Consider the following 16,483-nt stretch of genomic DNA (forward strand, 5'->3'; position numbering starts at 1 on the left):
ACGACAGACTCATAGTCTGTAGCATCTTCAATCGTTTCATGAGCCAGTACTAATTCTTGAGCCAACATAAAAAATCCCCACTAACTTTGTTAGTGGGGATTATCATACGTCCCGAAGATCATTCAAGTCTCTAAACCGATCGGCATTATCTCATCTGAGAGGCGTTTTAGTTATCCCTACGGTAGCTCGTACCATTATCTATATTGTTCTTATCTACACGGTCATATTGCGCTTTTTAGGATCATCGGTTAGATACTCGACAAACTCAATTTCAAACCCTGCTGGGTCGACGAAGTAAACATTCTTGCGATAAGGCTCTTCTGCGCCATCTTTCGCAATTGGGAACCCTGCCTCTACTAACCTTTCAATGACTGAGTCGATGTTGTTTGTCACGTAAGCAAAATGCGCGAGTCCGACTTGATGCCCTGCTAAATATCTATTTTCGCCTTCGCCGTGGTCACTGAGCGCAATGTATTGGTATTCATCACCAAAATGGAGCCAGTTACGAGGCTTACCAGACCACTCACCTTGGCCTTCATCACGCACGTACCAATGTGGAAACGCCGCTTGATAGAATTTGAGCATTTCTGGAATATCTTTTACGACCAAATTTACATGTTCTAGTTGAATCATAACGCTCTCCTTAGGTTATTCATTTTTGATTCGTTTTAAGCAACTGAGAACATGCTAATACCTCAAGTTAAGTTGAGGTAAAGGGCTAATTTCAATTTTTTATAGATATTTTTCAATCGGCAATAATTGTAGGAATCCAGACTGCATCCGACGCCATTTTCCTGTTTCAGGCTCCTTGTCCCATTCACTGTCCCCTGATAGCCAATAGACGTCGCCATCTTTAAGTTCCAAGCGCCAACTGTTGTCATCGGTCAGAGCTTGTTCCATCTTCTCATTAAGTGCCTTAGCAACCTCTTGATCATTAATCACAAGGATCGACTCGGTATTCAGATAGGTTGAGCGCAGGTTAAAGTTAAACGAACCAATAGAGGCAATACGATCATCAATCACAAGTGACTTAGTGTGAAGCCCATAAGCAACAGACGGCGCACATTTAGTGCTATCTTTTGTCGACTCTACACACAGCTCGCTGTCAGGTTTGAGTTCATACAGGTCAATGCCATGCTCCAGCATATCTTGCCTGCGGCCCGCATACGCAGAATGGTTAGTCACAAGATCGTTAGATGCCATTGAGTTGGTCAGCGCTTTAACATCAACGCCAGTTTGCTCAAGATTTTGCCACTCTTCTAGCTGACTGTCATCAAACACCAAATAGGCAGATTCCATAATAACGCTATCCGTTGCGCTATCGACTAACTCAGACAAGTACTGCGCAGTGCGCTTTGGTGTATCGGTATCACTGACCTCTGCTGGGATAGGCTCATCATAAACATAGCTTGCGTCTACCCAGTGCGCCCCTTGCATTACGTCGGTCAACAAGCGTGATGCATCGGATGGGTTGTCTGGTAACGATGGGTAGCTTGTATAACTCGGTTTGGCTATTTGATCTGAGGTAGGCAACGAAGTATCAACCTCGCCCCCTAACAGCTCTACTGGGTACGCCCAACGGCTGTTCCAGTATTCAACAAACCCAGACTGTATATCACTTACGACATCACCACTAACTAATACATCTCGATCTTTAAAGTTAATCTGCTCGGAAAGATCAAAGTACTCGTCGCCAATGTTTCGGCCACCGACAATTGAATATGCCCCATCGACTGTGAATGACTTATTGTGCATACGACGATTTAAGCGAGAAAAGTCACCTAAGAAGTTCAACCATTTAGTCACGCCGCGCCTTGTTGGGATTGGATTAAACACCCGGATTTCGATATTGGGGTGGGCATCCAGCGCCGTGAGCAAATCTTCACGCTCATTGAGGTTAATGTCATCCAGCATCACACGAACTTTAACCCCGCGATCCGCAGCAGCGTACAAGCGATTGGCGAGGTACAACCCCGATACATCTGAGTTCCAAATATAGTATTGAATATCAATGGTGTGCTCCGCCAGCTCGACTAAAGCGAGCCTTTGAGCAAGCGCATCCCAACCACTCTCTTGCAGCACCACTGCACTTTCGGTTTCACTAACATCACTCAGTTCAGACTTCGCACTGAGTTGAGACAAGGTGCTGGTTGCAAAGATCACAGGTTCGTTTGAGTGAACCACTTGTTCTGGCAAAGAGCCACAGCCAGCAAGGGAGAGAACAGCAAGAGCAATAACAGCGCTACGCTTAAGATTAGGCATTAAATCAATTCCATGTGCTTATCTACTAAGTTCAATACTAAACTAAGACTGCTCAAACAGCACATTGCAAATTCGAAAACACCTGATAAACAAAGAAAAAGGCGAACACTTGGTTCGCCTTATGCTGTTACGGACTCAACAATTTCCTTATTGGTTCCTGTTCGGTGTACTCAACGGCAGGGTTGTCATTGAGCGCTTCAACGCTTTCACTCGCTCCGGTCACAACCAAAACTTGCTCATTGTCTAACGTTTCGACCACCTCTAAACCGCTCGCTAATAGCAACTCCCTCACCTGTTGCTCTTTACCTTGCTTGTATTTCACAAAATAACGTGCACTTTGCTGGTCAGCAAGTTCAAGACGAGTATCTATCAGAGGAAACCCTTGATTGTTTGCTGCTGCCACATTACTACTCGCAAACCCAATCGTTGGAACAAGTAGCAGCGATAATAGTGTGAGTATCGTTTTGTTATTCACTGTCACTCCTTACGGAAACGTCAATGACCATCGGTTTAAAGTACCTACATCTCTTCTGGCACTGTCGACTACTTTTAGTTCCCAAACGCCAAATGAATCAAACCCAGAGAAATCAACTTGATAACTGGTTTGGATATCGTTGCGACTGCCACCCGAATAGTCATGTAGCACTACTTGACCACCGTCAGGGGACGTTAGCGTTACTCTAAGATCACCGATGTAGGTATGGCTGATATCAAGGTCAACGGTAACAACGCCTGAATCCCCTGAACGATCGGCATTAAGGCCGCTAGTCACGCCTTTCGCATTGTTGTCTGGGATTGATTCGCGTGTCTCATTGACGTAGGCATTCGTATCAGTGCCGCCCGAGCCTTCACACCCTTGTGCAAGGTACTCTTTTGCTGCGTCAGCATTGACCAGACCATAACCGGTTCGGTTATCTCGGCCTGCAACATCAATATCTGTAGCAGTTTTGGTTAATGCGTTACGAATTTGGCTCGCGGTACAGCTTGGGTAGTAGCTCCATACTAAGCCAGCCACACCCGTTACATGCGGCGTTGCCATTGAAGTACCGTTGTAATATTCGTAGTCTTTTCCTAGCTCGGTAGAGACCGTGATCTCTTGACCGATATAAGCCTGTAGCTCTTGACCAAATTGGCGATCAACAGTGACAGACACCATACGCGCCGTATCATTTTGATCGACTAAGAAAGGATTCTGCAGTCCAGGTAATTCAGAATTACTGTATACCACAGTCGCACTTGCGCCAGCATCGTAACACGCTTGCACGGCATCAATTTCAGGATAGCTCCCTGAACCTTGGTTACCGATTCGCTCAACTAAACAGATTTTGTTGGTCATATCTTCACAGACAAAGCTGCCACTTGAAGCATCACAACTTGCCAGTACACCCGTAAACGAACCCGCAACAGGTTCTGGAGTGTAGCTACCACTTCTCTGTACCAATCGGTTGTGAGGTACAACGCCACGTTCAAACTGACTCACACCATCAAGGTAGATGTCAGACAATTTGCCTTCTCCGACGGTTACCGTAGAAAGAATCGCCACACCCGGCCCAGAGATTTCGACCTGATCCGTTGCTTGTGAAAACGCCGCATGGTCGTTATTGGTATCCGTTGCTGCTACTGACATTACGGAATCGTAAGAGGCAGGATAGCTGTGTGCGGTATTACCATCATTACCTGCTGCAGCAATTAGCAGCACGCCTTGATCGTAAATGCGCTTAAGTGCATTTTGCTCAGTAACGCTTGATTGGCTACCACCTAAGCTCATGTTCACTACGTTCGCGCCATTGTCTGCACAGGTTTGAATCGCTTTCACTAAGCTTGATGAGTACCCCCAACCCGCTTCGTTGAACACTTTGACAATATGCAGGTTTACATTTTGATTTGGCATTACCCCCTTAATGCCTTCGGTATTCGCAATCGCTGCAATGGTTCCCGCCACGTGAGTGCCATGCGCATTGTTGTTACCAGGAGAACTCCAAGAACCCGTACCGCTATCATTGGTCCCGTCAACTCGGTTACCACTTAGGTCGTTATGCGCTAAGTCGTAACCCGAGTCGATAATACACACCGTGCGATTGCCTGCATTGCTATCATCCAGTAGCTGAGCATTCACAGCGGTATAACCCCACGGAACTGTTTCACTAAGTAGATAGCGAGGCGGATCGACCTCCACGTATTCCACGTCGCTACGGTTACTGAGTTGGTTCAATTTCGAGTTGTCGATTTCAATACTGTAGATTGATTGGTCACCTAACTTTTCGACTTGATTGGCATCGAGTTGTTCCAATACCGACTCTTGCACAATACGCGGTCCAAAGAAGCGACTGTTCGCCAATGTGGAAGGCGTTGATGAATCTTCTTTAAACTTGACTATATATTTCGTCGGCAGATTCGATTCATCGAACCCAGTTAAAGAAGCGTACGTTGACGTTGGTAGTACTAGCGCTGCTGCGACTGCAGTCGTTGATAGCAGGCCTTTTGTTATTTTTGATGTGTGATGCATTTTGCCTTATTCCTTTTGAGACAATTTTATTCACTAAATGTTAATTAATAGTCACTTAGTGCAAATCTGAGTGACCTGCATAGCTATAATTCACAGCCTCAAAATGCCAACACATTTACATCCTGAATGGATAAATTTGAACAAAAGATCTTCAAAGCAACACTTTCCGTTAACACTAATTAACTAATATTTTCCTTATAAAGCAATCACTTAATAACAAATGCACTGCATCATTACTTATCATAATTGAGTAAATATTCTAAATGAGAGGGATTATTGATATTTACTAAATCTATTGAAAGTAGATCTTCAACCCAAAGATGAAATATTCAGTCTATGGATATTTGACATATTAGAGTATTTAGTCAGAAACTGGCCTTTAGATGAGAGAACTTCTCATTTATTGCGACTGATAACGAGACTATTATGAATAGAACAATGATTTTATTGAGTGCTTTGCTGCCACTCACTGCAACCGCATCAGAAACCTCCGTCTCTCCAGAAATGGTTAGCTCTGCACAAGTTGAGAGCGCGAGAAGCAATCAAACCTATACTTATGTACGTTGTTGGTACCGGACCAGTTACTCTATAGATGAGCCTGCGACAGACTGGGAATGGGCCGAAAACCCTGATGGTAGTTACTTCACTATTGATGGGTATTGGTGGAGTGCCGTCTCTTTCAAAAACATGTTTTATACCGACACACCACAAAGTGTTATTCAGCAGCGCTGTGAGCAAACCTTAGATCTTGCTAACGACAACGCTGATATTACCTTCTTTGCTGCTGATAACCGTTTCTCCTACAACCATACAATTTGGAGCAATGACCCTGTGATGCAGCCATCGCAGATCAATAAAGTGGTCGCATTTGGTGATAGCCTCTCTGACACAGGTAACATCTTTAATGCCTCGCAGTGGCGCTTCCCTAATCCAAATAGCTGGTTCTTAGGTCATTTCTCTAACGGATTTGTTTGGACAGAGTACATCGCTAAAGCCAAAGGACTGCCTCTGTACAACTGGGCGGTTGGCGGCGCTGCAGGTGAAAACCAATACATCGCTCTAACTGGGGTTGGTGATCAAGTGTCTTCTTACTTAACTTACGCTAAGTTAGCTAAGAACTACCGACCAGAAAACACCCTCTTCACATTAGAATTCGGCTTAAACGATTTTATGAACTACGGCCGTAGTGTAGCCGAAGTGAAGTCTGATTATGCCGAAGCTTTAATTCGTCTAACGGATGCAGGAGCGACTAATTTGCTCTTGATGACGTTGCCGGATGCGACGCGAGCTCCGCAGTTTAAATATTCGACCCAAGAGGAAATTGATGCGATCCGAGCGAAGATCGTTGAGATGAACGCCTTCATTAAATCGCAAGTCGATTACTATATTGCTCAAGGCTACACCATCACCTTGTACGACACTCATGCCTTGTTTGAAGAGTTAACCTCTGCACCGCAAGAACATGGCTTTGTTAACGCGAGTGAAGCATGTTTAGACATTAACCGTTCGTCTGCGGCTGATTATCTCTACAACCATTCACTACGCTCTGAATGTGCTTATGAAGGTTCTGAGAAGTTCGTATTCTGGGATGTAACCCACCCTACGACCGCGACACATCGATACGTTGCAGAGAAGATGCTAGAAAGCAGCAATCAACTTTCTAATCATCCTTTCTAATATCAGCGATTAAAAAAGGCGAGCTAACTAGCTCGCCTTTTTATTAAACTCGTCTGATGATGATCGCCGTACCCATTCCGCCACCAATACACAAAGAGGCTAAACCTAGCTGAGTCTTTGAGCGAATAAGTTCGTAAATCAAGCTAGTGAGGATTCGCCCTCCGGAAGCCCCTATCGGATGCCCAAGCGCAATTGCTCCGCCATTAACGTTGGTCCTGTCAGCAAACCAGTTTTCTGACAATTGATGCTGCTTAGCTAAGCCTTTAATGACACCTAATGCTTGTGCGGCAAAAGCTTCATTGAGCTCTAAGCGTTCAATGTCACCCAACGTCAGCCCTGAACGTTCAAGTGCTTGCCCAACTGCTGGAATCGGACCTAAACCCATCACATCAGGTTCAACGCCACCTTGCCCTGTCGCCAGCACCTCAACTAGCGGGATTAACTGATATTGTTCTACCGCTTGTTCACTGGCTAAGATTAACGCCACCGCACCATCATTGATGCCTGACGCGTTGCCCGCAGTGACACTGCCAGAACGTTCAAACGCAGGCTTCAGACTTGCCAATGCTTCCAGTGATGCATCGAACCTTGGGTGCTCATCAACCGCAAACTCAGACACATCTTTTCGAGTCTTGATACTGATCGGAACGATTTCATCTTCAAAACGCTGCTGCTCTATCGCCGTTTGAGCTCTATGTTGGCTTGTTAGCGCAAACTGATCTTGTTCCTCGCGGCTAATCTGGTACCGTTTGGCGACGTTCTCTGCGGTGATCCCCATATGAAAATCACCAAATGCATCAGTGAGGCCATCTTTGAGTAGCGAGTCAACCATCGCCATATCGCCTAATTTGTTGCCTTGGCGAGATTTTCCACTCATCACAAACGGGGCATTACTCATGCTTTCCATACCTGCTGCGACCACCAGATTCGCATCACCGGACTTAATCGCATTAATACCATTGAGCACAGTTTTCATACCGCTGCCACAAATCATATTCAGCGTATAAGCAGGCACCGTTGCCGGTATGCCAGCATGAATCGACGCTTGTCTGCCCACCCCTTGACCTTGTCCTGCGCCCAGCACATTACCTGCGATAACTTCATCAACCCAATCCGGTTCGACATTGGCTTGTTTAAGCGCAGCTTTAATGGCTTCTGCGCCCAGTTCGACCGCAGAAACAGAACTTAAACTGCCAAGAAAAGAGCCAATTGCGGTTCGCTTTGCCGCGACAATATATACTTTTTGAGTCATCTTAAAGCACCAGTCCACCGTCGATCTTGAGCACTTGGCCAGTAATAAAGCTCGCCTTATCGCTGGCTAAAAACTCAACCCCATTGGTAATATCTTCGGGCGTGCCCATTCTGCCTAGTGGCGTTTTAGCTCTCATTAAATCGAGCACTTTTTCCGGCAAATTCTCAGTCATTGGCGTTGCGACAAACCCCGGAGCCACACAGTTTACGCGCACCTGAGCACCTTTGCGGGCAAACTCTTTAGCCCAGCCTTTCGTCATCGCAATCACACCACCTTTGGTCGCAGCGTAGTTACTTTGGCCGATATTGCCGTCCGTTCCTACCACCGAAGACATGGTTACGATTGAGCCTGCGTTGTTCTCCATCATGATTGGCGCAATGGCTTGTGTGAGATTAAAGACCCCTTTTAGATTGACGTTGATCACCGCATCCCACTCATCTTCTGTCATTTTCTCTATGAGAGCGTCACGGGTAATGCCTGCATTATTCACCAAGACATCGATGCGGCTAAATTCAGCTTGAACCTGCTCCACCAGCTCAGATACCGCTTGGCGATCGCAAATGTTCATCACGACTGATGTGACGTTATTAACGCCCTCATAAGCAGCACTCAGTGCTTGCTCATTCATATCTAAGGCGTAAACCATCAACGCACCTTGGCTAGCAAATCGTTCAACAATCGCTTTACCTATTCCTTGAGCTGCACCAGTAATGATGCACACTTTATTCTCAAACATTTCTCTATCCTTTTTGTGTATGACTGCTTCACTAAACTGACAAGTTATGAGTATTTGACGGACACCTAGTCAGTGTCTCTGTTAATAGTAAGTTCAAAATTAGACTGGTATATGGCGTTATCCATAACCTTTAATGACGAGCTGATGACAGGCGCAAAGGCCATTTGGTCCAGCACATCTTTGTGTAGATCTATCCCAGGGGCAATTTCAATCAGTTCAAGGCCCTGCTTGGTCAAGCGAAACACCGCTCGCTCGGTAACGTAGAGTACTGGTGTGCCTTTGTTCAGCGCTTGCTTAGCGCTGAAGGTTATTTGTTCAACGTGGCTGATGAATTTTTGCTGCTTCCCTTCAGTAACGATCTCTAACTGACCGTTTTGGACTTCGAGCTGCAATCCTTGCGCGGTAAACGTGCCGCAGAACACCACTTGTTTTGCGTTTTGGGTGATGTTGATAAACCCGCCACAGCCAGCAATTTTGCTACCAAAACGCGAGACATTGATATCACCTTCCACATCACACTGAGCCAAACCGAGAAAAGCTTGATCAACGCCGCCACCGTCATAGAAATCAAACATCTGATCTTGACAGATAATGGCTTGAGGTAAGCGAGAAGCACCAAAATCGAGGCCACTTTGCGGCGTGCCGCCAATCGCACCGGGCTCAACCGTTAAAATAAACTCGTCTAACACACCTGCTTCACGAGCCACTTCAGCAATGTACTCTGGCGCGCCAATACCCAAATTAAGAATCGACCCCGCTTCGAGTTCCATCGCTGCTCTGCGCGCAATTAGGGTTTTGGCATTCAGTGATGTTCGCTCTTGTGTAGTTGCTTTAGTGACAGCGTCACTCACTGCAATACCAACAAACTCAGGATTCATCACCGTCGCAAAGGTCTGCATATGCTCTTGAATGTCTTCACACTCGACAACGGCATCAACGAAAATACCCGGTATCTTGACGGCATGTGGGTCTAGCGTACCGCTTTCAACAACCTGCTTAACTTGCACTATCACTCGGCCGCCATTATTCTTCGCAGCCTGTGCCGCAGCTAGGCTTTCCACCGTTAAGCACTCATCTTCCATGGTAATGTTGCCATCTTGGTCTGCGGTTGTACCGCGCAAGACAGCTACAGTTACGGGTAGCTTGTGGTAAAACAGGTGCTCTTCACCTAGCAGCTCTACAACTTCAACCCACTCTTTATCGGTGACAGCATTGATTTTTCCGCCCTCAATGCGCGGATCGACAAACGTGCCTAAGCCAACTTTGCTCAGCGTACCAAGCTTGCCAGCTGCAGTGTCTCTAAGAAGATGAGAGATGATGCCTTGCGGAAGATTGTAACCTTGGATGAGATTATCATTCGCCAGTTGCTGCAGTTTAGGTACCAACCCCCAATGACCACCAATGGCGCACTTTACTATCCCTTGATGGGCTAAATGATTGATCGCTCGCCCTTTGCCATCGCCTTGGCCTGCGGCAAATATCAACGTTAAATCACGGGGAGTTTGAGTCTGGCTAAAGCGCTCACCAATCGCTCGCTCTATCGCTTCGGGAACCACGCTGCCAATAAATCCACCGAGTAGAACGGCATCACCATCATTAATCCAATTTGCTGCCTGATCCGGCGTTAACTTAGCTACCACTGCACTCTTCCTTGATTGCTTGTTATTCGTTCTTAATGCAGCTTAGTCGCAGATGTGCTGAATGTTAATTGCACAAATGTAGATTGTGAATTTCATAATAGGAACAATCGCAATAAATCAGACGTTCAGTGCTGCAACGCGTTCAACGAGGTACTGCTTGAAGCCACTACAGCGCTCAGGCATTGGCGAGCGAGGACGGTAGAACATATCAACATCGAAACTGGCGCATTGATAGTTGGCCATAATTTGGCAAAGCTCACCAGACTCCAGTGCAGAATGGACAAGTGAATGGGGTAAGTAAGCAACACCAGCATGCTCTAACGTTAAATCGAGCAACATTTCACTATTATCACACTCTAACGTGTCTTGAATGGTGACGATCTCAGACTCCCCTTGATGCTCAAAACACCAACGATTACCGCTGAGTAAGGTTTTCGCGTAAAGACAGCGGTGCTGTTTAAGCTGCTCCGGATTAACTGGCTCACCGTATTGTTTGATGTACTCCGGCGACGCACATAAATAGAGCGTTTCGCGCAACAGGCGCTTTCTGACTAATAAGGAGTCGATGTCACGCTCGCCTTCATAACTGGCACTGGCTCGAAAGGCAAAGTCGATGGTTAGCGGATCAAACTCGCCTGCTTCAATGAAGATACGAAAGTTAACCTTAGGGTGCTTTTGCATATATTCAGCGACAATCTTGGTCAGATACTGACGCGCAAACAGCGGTGTGGATGAGATTCGGATTTCGCCTTGTTGCTCTTCTGCTAAGTTTTGTACCTCTTCACACAGACTATTGATATCTGGCAAAAGCGGCGAAAATCGATCATAGAGCAACTGGCCTGCTTGGGTCGCCACCAATTGGCGCGTGCTGCGCTTAATCAACTCGACAGACAAAGCCTCTTCTAGCTCTTTTACCCAACGGCTTCCGGCAGCGGGTGATAACCCTTGCTGGGTTGACGCTTCTCGAAACGAACCACTTCGCACCACCGCGCAAAAGAAGACGATTTTATCGAGGATGGGTTGTCGGCTAGAGAGCAGATTCTTAGACATTAGGTCACCAAGCCCTTTTGTAATGCCAGCTTAACCAGCGCTGCGGTTGACGTTGCGCCAAGCTTCTTCTTGATTCTTAAGCGGTGAGTCTCAACAGTACGAACGCTGATGTGCAGCGAATTGGCGATCTCTTTATTGCATGCGCCATTCGCAATCGCCTTTAGAACATCTGACTCACGCTTAGATAAGGTGTCATCCTTTTCTTCTGGCGCTTCGTTGATCTGCTCAAGCAAACGATCGGAGGCTTGGGGGCACAAATAAGAGCGACCTTGCGCGACTTGGTTAATCGCCATAACCAGCTCTTCTGAACCGACATCTTTTAGCACATAACCTTTAGCGCCAGCTTTGACCGAACGAACCACATAGTCGCGACTATCATGCATCGAGAGCATAATGACTGACGTGGCAGAGCTGGTTTTCGCTAACTGTTCCAACACTTCAATCCCATTAAGGTTGGGCATGTTGATGTCGAGCAGCAGTACATCGGGTTTTAATTCCAGTGTTGCTTCTAAGGCTTCAGTGCCCGTACCGACACACGCGATAATATCTAAGTTATCTTCACGCTCTAATCGTGATTTTAGCCCGTCTTGCATTAGGCGGTGGTCATCCGCCAATATCAATCTAATCATACAAACTCCATGTTTAAGCTCACGCGTACTTCCGTTCCTTCACCCTGTTCACTGGTGACGCTAAACGTTCCGCCAATCGCTTGAATCCGTTCTTTCATATTTTGCAGCCCCATATGCTCAAAATGCGCACTGCTGTTCTTCGACTTCAACTGCTTTGCAGGAATACCAACACCATCATCGCTAATGGTTAAGATCAGCATGTGTCCTTCACGCTGCATAATCACATCCACACCTTGAGCATTGGCGTGTTTTTCCACATTGTGCAGTGCTTCTTGCACTACTCGATAAAGTGTCGTTTCCACTTGCGGTAAAAACTCAAGCCCGTCTATATCATGCTCAAATACCAACTCCATTTGAACTCGATCTCTCAATTCATTGATATAGGTTTCAATACCTGCGACCAACCCCAAATCATCCAATTGCGGCGGTCGTAAATCACGTGAAATCCGACGAACCTCGACAATGGCGTGTTCCATCGCGTTCTTACTCGCATCTAGCTCAAACCGTTTCTTCTCTTCATCTTGCTCTTTAGTGACATTGTCTAAGCGATACTTGGCCGCGACCAACAGTTGGTTAACGCCATCATGCAGCTCTCTTGATACGCGGCGACGTTCGTTCTCTTGCGAGTCGATGATCTGCTGATTCAACACACTCAGTTGTTGGTTGGCTAAACGCCTAACATTCAGGTTGAGCGAAGCGCCCAGCCCTGCAATAACAGTCACTGCGACAAACATCAGCCCAAACAATGCGGTACTGGTTTTGCCAATATTCTGATCAAAGCCACTCTCCATATGGTCGACTTGGCGCTCAATATCATCAAGGTAGACTCCGGTACCCACCATCCACTGCCATTTATCTAATGAGATTGCGTAGCTCAGCTTCGGCAGCGGCTCTTTTTTTGAAGGTTTATGCCAAAGATAGTCAACAAAACCGCCACCTTCTCTACCTGCTTGAATCAATTCTTGGAGTAGTTTTTTGCCTTGGACATCTTCTACATGCCACCAATTCTTTCCTATGCGATCTTTTTGATATGGCAGCACCAACGCATCACCCTCCCACGTATAAGCAAAGAAGTATCCGTCGCTGCCATACGTGAGCTGGCTCAATTTTTCGATAACAATTTGCTTCGCAAGCTCTGGGGTTAAGGATTCATCTGAGTAGTAAGGCTCGATACTTTTGACTGCCATTTCTACGTACTGCTTTAATTCTTGCTTTTTCACCGCCAGCACATTGTTTCTTGTCAGTGACACCTGATCTTCAACTAGTTGTTTTGCCTGACTAAATAGAATGCTCGCAACAATCGAGACCACAATAATAAGTGGCACGATCGACAACAATATTATGTTTACCATCAGTCGTCGGTTGCTTACAAATCCCATATTCCCATCCATGCGAGTACGTAGTTTTACTGAAAGATCGTGCGGAAAATTGCCTTTTCTACGGATTAAATTTGCGCAATTTTGCCAATAGAGCGCAATAAATCTCCTATCTACACTTAGCGTCAAATGTAACATCGCATTAACACAAATAAATACGCGGCGTTCACATTTACCAAGATCGACATGGAACATAGCCAAACAAGGAGAACACCATGAACCTTAAGAAAGCTGCCATTGCCTCTGCGCTTGCTATCGCTGCTACGGGTCTATCAGTTTCGGCTCATGCCGCTGACAAGAAGATACTACTTAAGACCCCTATCGCTTTCGGTAGCCACTTACCTGCATTAGGTACACCGATTCAATGGTACGCCGACCACATCACCAAGACTTCTGGTGGCACCATCAAAATGAAAATCTACGAGCCGGGTAAACTGGTTAGCCCAGCCGAGATCCTTGATGCGGTATCAACTGGTAAGGTGAACTCCGGTTATTCAACGGCTGGCTACTGGCAAGGTAAGTTACCTGCATCTGCCCTATTCTCTGCGGTTCCTTTTGGACCAGAAGCGGGTGAATACATGGCGTGGCTATTCTTTGGTAACGGTTTGAAGCTGTACCAACAAATGTATGACGAAGGTGGCTACAACGTAAAAGTGGTCCCTTGTGCAATCATTTCGCCTGAAACCTCTGGCTGGTTCCGTAAACCAATCGAAAAGCCTGAAGATCTTAAAGGCCTCAACATGCGCTTCTTTGGCCTTGGTGCTTCCGTTATGGAAAAACTCGGCGTAGGTACGGTTCAGCTACCGGGTGGCGAAATCTTTGGCGCACTTGAGAAAGGCGCGATTGATGCTTCTGAGTTCTCTCAACCAGCTATCGACCAGCGTTTGGGCTTCCACAAAGTGGCGAAGTACAACTACTTCCCTGGTTGGCACCAACAGTCGACCGTCTTTGAGCTGCTAATCAACAAAGATACTTGGGGCAAGATGAGTGATGCACAACAAGCGGCAGTAGAGACCACTTGTATGGCAACCATGACTTACTCGATTGCAGAAGGTGAAGCGCTTCAATACTCAGCAATGGAAAAAGCCAAAGAGAACGGTGTTGAGATCCGTTACTGGAACGAAGAAATGCTAAGCCTGTTCGAAAATACCTGGCTTGAAGTTGTGGAAGAGAAGAAAACCGAAGACCCATTCTTCAACAAGGTGTGGGATGACTTAAGCCAGTTCCGTAAAGGTTATGCGCTTTGGTCTGCGAATGGATTCTTACCACGTGAAACGCAAAATCAATAACCCTGTGTGAATTGGACCTGTTGGCCGGCAATATTGTCGGCCATTGGTTGTAAGGAGTTGCCAATGAGCAAGGTACTTTATTCTACCCCCACTTATCCTCTCTATTTTCATATAGAACGAGCGATCACCAGTGCTAGCCGCTTTCTCGCGTGGACCAACCTAGCCTTAGTCTTAGTGATCATTACCCAAGTCGTGCTGCGCAAAGTCTTTGCCAACGGACAAATCACACTAGAAGAGCTGCAATGGCACCTTTACGCCACCGCGGTCATGTTTGGTACCGCTTATGCGCAAGTGAACAATTTGCACGTTCGTGTCGATATCTTCTATCACAAGTTTTCAGAGCGCAAAAAAGCCCTAGTCGACCTATTCGGCTTGTCTTTGTTAGCGATTCCATTTGTTGTCGTAGTGATCCTTCATTCCTATGACTTCGCCTATGAATCTTGGCGCGTGAATGAAAGCTCAGCTTCCCCTTCAGGCTTGCCTTATCGCTGGCTAATTAAGAGCGTTATCCCTTTGAGTTTCTGCCTATTGCTACTGTCGATGGTAGCCAGAATCTTACGTAACATCGAAACCTTGTTTAAAGGCGACACATCACAAGGAGAGCATCATGGAAGCTAATGAGTGGATCGTCATTGCCATGTTTGGCTCTTTTATCTTGCTGCTGTTTACCGGCATTCCTGTTGCCTACGTTCTGGGCGGCATTGGGGTTGTCTTTGCGGCGGTTGGTTATTTTGCTGATATCTACTTAGATACCTTTACCGGATTGGATTACACCAGCTTAGGCTTAGTCGTTAACCGTATCTATAAGATCATGGATAACTGGATTTTGATCGCGCTGCCGATGTTTATCTTTATGGGTAACATGCTCGATAAGTCTGGTATTGCTGAGAAGCTGATGTCATCAATGCAGGCACTGTTTGGTAAGGTTCATGGCGGTTTAGCGATTACCGTTATGGCGATCGGTATTATTCTCGCCGCTTCGACGGGCATTATCGGTGCGTCTGTTGTGCTGCTTACCGTGATGTCTCTGCCGAGTATGATGCGTCAAGGCTACCACTTACCGCTTGCGCTCGGCACAGTCGCCTCTGCGGGTACACTTGGTATTCTTCTGCCGCCATCGATCATGCTGGTTATCATGGCCGATCAGCTTGGCTTGTCGGTTGGTGATTTGTTTATGGGCGCGATTATGCCCGGACTATTGCTAGGCAGCTTGTACATTCTGTATATCTTGATTGTAGGCAAAATGAACCCAAGTAAAGCGCCAGTACCTGAAGATGTTCAGCCTGTTGAATGGGGTTTGATCTTACAAGTGTTCAAAGACATTACCCCGACAGTCATGCTGATTTTTTGTGTACTTGGCTCTATCTTCGCGGGTGTTGCAACGCCAACTGAAGCCTCTGGTATTGGTGCGATGGGCGCAACGCTACTCGCAGCCTACAACAAAAAGCTCAACCTTAAAGTGCTTAAAGAGGTATTACTCTCTTCGTATGGGACAACTGCGTATATCTTTATGATCTTCCTTGGCGCATCTTGCTTCGCCTTGGTACTGCGTGAGCTAGGCGGCGATGAGCTGATAGAGTCATTCCTAACCAGCTTGCCATTTGGCCCGTACGGCATAATCGCATTTATCTTGCTGATTGTGTTCTTGCTCGGTTTCTTCTTAGATTGGATTGAGATTACTCTTATCGCCCTACCGCTTTTAGCGCCTGTTATCTCAAGTCTCGGCATTGAGCTTGATGGTCATGGCGTGGTCGATAACCCAAGCTTAGTGTGGTTTGTGATGCTGGTTGCCATGGCGCTGCAAACAAGCTTTTTGACTCCGCCTGTTGGCTTTGCCTTGTTCTACTTAAAAGGCGTTTGCCCAGACGGTGTCGCACTGAAAGATATTTACCGCGGCGTGATTCCATTTATCTTAATTCAGCTAACCGCACTTATCTGTTTGGTGATGTGGCCTCAGCTAGTGCTGTGGTTCCCAAGTGTCGCATATGGTTAATAGCGACGGTTAAAGAGAAAGCCAGCGATGTCAGTCGCTGGCTTTTTTGTTGTTTCAGCATTACGCGTGCGGG

General features: G+C 46.5%; 14 protein-coding genes. 4 read left to right on the forward strand and 10 right to left on the reverse strand.

All coding sequences use genetic code 11. From position 1 onward, the window contains the following. Positions 1 to 213 precede the first annotated feature (213 nt). From ELS82_RS18325 to ELS82_RS18340, 4 genes are all read right to left on the reverse strand, one after another. Positions 214 to 633 carry a VOC family protein gene (locus tag ELS82_RS18325; RefSeq protein WP_004411626.1) on the reverse strand — a complete coding sequence of 140 codons (420 nt, stop codon included), beginning with the start codon at positions 631 to 633 and terminating at the stop codon, positions 214 to 216. Between the two features lie 99 nt (positions 634 to 732). Next, positions 733 to 2,262 carry a phospholipase D family protein gene (locus tag ELS82_RS18330; protein ID WP_134836761.1) on the reverse strand — a complete coding sequence of 510 codons (1,530 nt, stop codon included), beginning with the start codon at positions 2,260 to 2,262 and terminating at the stop codon, positions 733 to 735. Positions 2,263 to 2,389: 127 nt separating this feature from the next. Beyond that, positions 2,390 to 2,737, reverse strand: a complete 348-nt coding sequence (locus tag ELS82_RS18335) for a S8 family serine peptidase (protein WP_134836762.1) — start codon at positions 2,735 to 2,737, stop codon at positions 2,390 to 2,392. Between the two features lie 9 nt (positions 2,738 to 2,746). Next, positions 2,747 to 4,768 carry a S8 family serine peptidase gene (locus tag ELS82_RS18340; protein ID WP_134836763.1) on the reverse strand — a complete coding sequence of 674 codons (2,022 nt, stop codon included), beginning with the start codon at positions 4,766 to 4,768 and terminating at the stop codon, positions 2,747 to 2,749. A gap of 426 nt (positions 4,769 to 5,194) precedes the next feature. On the opposite strand from ELS82_RS18340, the gene ELS82_RS18345 reads away from it, so the two are divergent. Then, positions 5,195 to 6,445, forward strand: coding sequence for an SGNH/GDSL hydrolase family protein (locus ELS82_RS18345; protein ID WP_167489385.1), 1,251 nt, complete (start codon positions 5,195 to 5,197; stop codon positions 6,443 to 6,445). A 43-nt stretch (positions 6,446 to 6,488) separates the two neighbouring features. Here the strand turns inward: ELS82_RS18345 and ELS82_RS18350 are convergent, their stop codons facing one another. The 6 genes from ELS82_RS18350 to ELS82_RS18375 form a co-directional block, all read right to left on the reverse strand. Next, positions 6,489 to 7,697, reverse strand: a complete 1,209-nt coding sequence (locus ELS82_RS18350; RefSeq protein WP_134836765.1) for an acetyl-CoA C-acetyltransferase — start codon at positions 7,695 to 7,697, stop codon at positions 6,489 to 6,491. Position 7,698: 1 nt separating this feature from the next. Then, positions 7,699 to 8,433: a beta-ketoacyl-ACP reductase gene (locus ELS82_RS18355; RefSeq protein ID WP_134836766.1), complete on the reverse strand. Its 735-nt coding sequence runs from the start codon at positions 8,431 to 8,433 to the stop codon at positions 7,699 to 7,701. Between the two features lie 65 nt (positions 8,434 to 8,498). Further along, the gene (locus tag ELS82_RS18360) at positions 8,499 to 10,073 is read right to left on the reverse strand and encodes an acyl CoA:acetate/3-ketoacid CoA transferase (protein ID WP_134836767.1); all 1,575 of its coding nucleotides are present in this window, start codon (positions 10,071 to 10,073) and stop codon (positions 8,499 to 8,501) included. Between the two features lie 117 nt (positions 10,074 to 10,190). Beyond that, positions 10,191 to 11,123, reverse strand: coding sequence for a LysR family transcriptional regulator (locus ELS82_RS18365; protein ID WP_134836768.1), 933 nt, complete (start codon positions 11,121 to 11,123; stop codon positions 10,191 to 10,193). After that, entirely contained in the window at positions 11,123 to 11,752 is a 630-nt protein-coding gene (locus tag ELS82_RS18370) for a response regulator (RefSeq protein WP_134836769.1), read from the reverse strand. Before ELS82_RS18370 ends, ELS82_RS18365 begins: the two co-directional genes overlap by 1 nt. Next, entirely contained in the window at positions 11,749 to 13,131 is a 1,383-nt protein-coding gene (locus tag ELS82_RS18375; protein WP_134836770.1) for a cache domain-containing protein, read from the reverse strand. Before ELS82_RS18375 ends, ELS82_RS18370 begins: the two co-directional genes overlap by 4 nt. A 212-nt stretch (positions 13,132 to 13,343) precedes the next feature. On the opposite strand from ELS82_RS18375, the gene ELS82_RS18380 reads away from it, so the two are divergent. From ELS82_RS18380 to ELS82_RS18390, 3 genes are all read left to right on the forward strand, one after another. Beyond that, complete coding sequence (locus tag ELS82_RS18380; RefSeq protein ID WP_126572218.1) at positions 13,344 to 14,417, forward strand: TRAP transporter substrate-binding protein; 1,074 nt, start codon at positions 13,344 to 13,346, stop codon at positions 14,415 to 14,417. A 63-nt stretch (positions 14,418 to 14,480) separates the two neighbouring features. Continuing rightward, positions 14,481 to 15,035 (forward strand): TRAP transporter small permease subunit, encoded by a 555-nt coding sequence (locus ELS82_RS18385; protein WP_134836771.1) that lies wholly within the window; start codon positions 14,481 to 14,483, stop codon positions 15,033 to 15,035. Continuing rightward, positions 15,025 to 16,410 carry a TRAP transporter large permease gene (locus ELS82_RS18390; protein WP_134836772.1) on the forward strand — a complete coding sequence of 462 codons (1,386 nt, stop codon included), beginning with the start codon at positions 15,025 to 15,027 and terminating at the stop codon, positions 16,408 to 16,410. Before ELS82_RS18385 ends, ELS82_RS18390 begins: the two co-directional genes overlap by 11 nt. Positions 16,411 to 16,483 lie beyond the last annotated feature (73 nt).

The organism is Vibrio ouci (genome assembly GCF_004551525.1).
Classification (GTDB): domain Bacteria; phylum Pseudomonadota; class Gammaproteobacteria; order Enterobacterales; family Vibrionaceae; genus Vibrio; species Vibrio ouci.

Bases quoted from the DNA above. Each gene is read 5' to 3' on its own strand.
- ELS82_RS18325 (WP_004411626.1), bottom strand. From the start codon at position 633: ATGATTCAACTAGAACATGTAAATTTGGTCGTAAAAGATATTCCAGAA.
- ELS82_RS18330 (WP_134836761.1), bottom strand. From the start codon at position 2,262: ATGCCTAATCTTAAGCGTAGCGCTGTTATTGCTCTTGCTGTTCTCTCC.
- ELS82_RS18340 (WP_134836763.1), bottom strand. From the start codon at position 4,768: ATGCATCACACATCAAAAATAACAAAAGGCCTGCTATCAACGACTGCA.
- ELS82_RS18345 (WP_167489385.1), top strand. From the start codon at position 5,195: ATGAATAGAACAATGATTTTATTGAGTGCTTTGCTGCCACTCACTGCA.
- ELS82_RS18350 (WP_134836765.1), bottom strand. From the start codon at position 7,697: ATGACTCAAAAAGTATATATTGTCGCGGCAAAGCGAACCGCAATTGGC.
- ELS82_RS18355 (WP_134836766.1), bottom strand. From the start codon at position 8,433: ATGTTTGAGAATAAAGTGTGCATCATTACTGGTGCAGCTCAAGGAATA.
- ELS82_RS18365 (WP_134836768.1), bottom strand. From the start codon at position 11,123: ATGTCTAAGAATCTGCTCTCTAGCCGACAACCCATCCTCGATAAAATC.
- ELS82_RS18370 (WP_134836769.1), bottom strand. From the start codon at position 11,752: ATGATTAGATTGATATTGGCGGATGACCACCGCCTAATGCAAGACGGG.
- ELS82_RS18375 (WP_134836770.1), bottom strand. From the start codon at position 13,131: ATGGGATTTGTAAGCAACCGACGACTGATGGTAAACATAATATTGTTG.
- ELS82_RS18380 (WP_126572218.1), top strand. From the start codon at position 13,344: ATGAACCTTAAGAAAGCTGCCATTGCCTCTGCGCTTGCTATCGCTGCT.
- ELS82_RS18385 (WP_134836771.1), top strand. From the start codon at position 14,481: ATGAGCAAGGTACTTTATTCTACCCCCACTTATCCTCTCTATTTTCAT.
- ELS82_RS18390 (WP_134836772.1), top strand. From the start codon at position 15,025: ATGGAAGCTAATGAGTGGATCGTCATTGCCATGTTTGGCTCTTTTATC.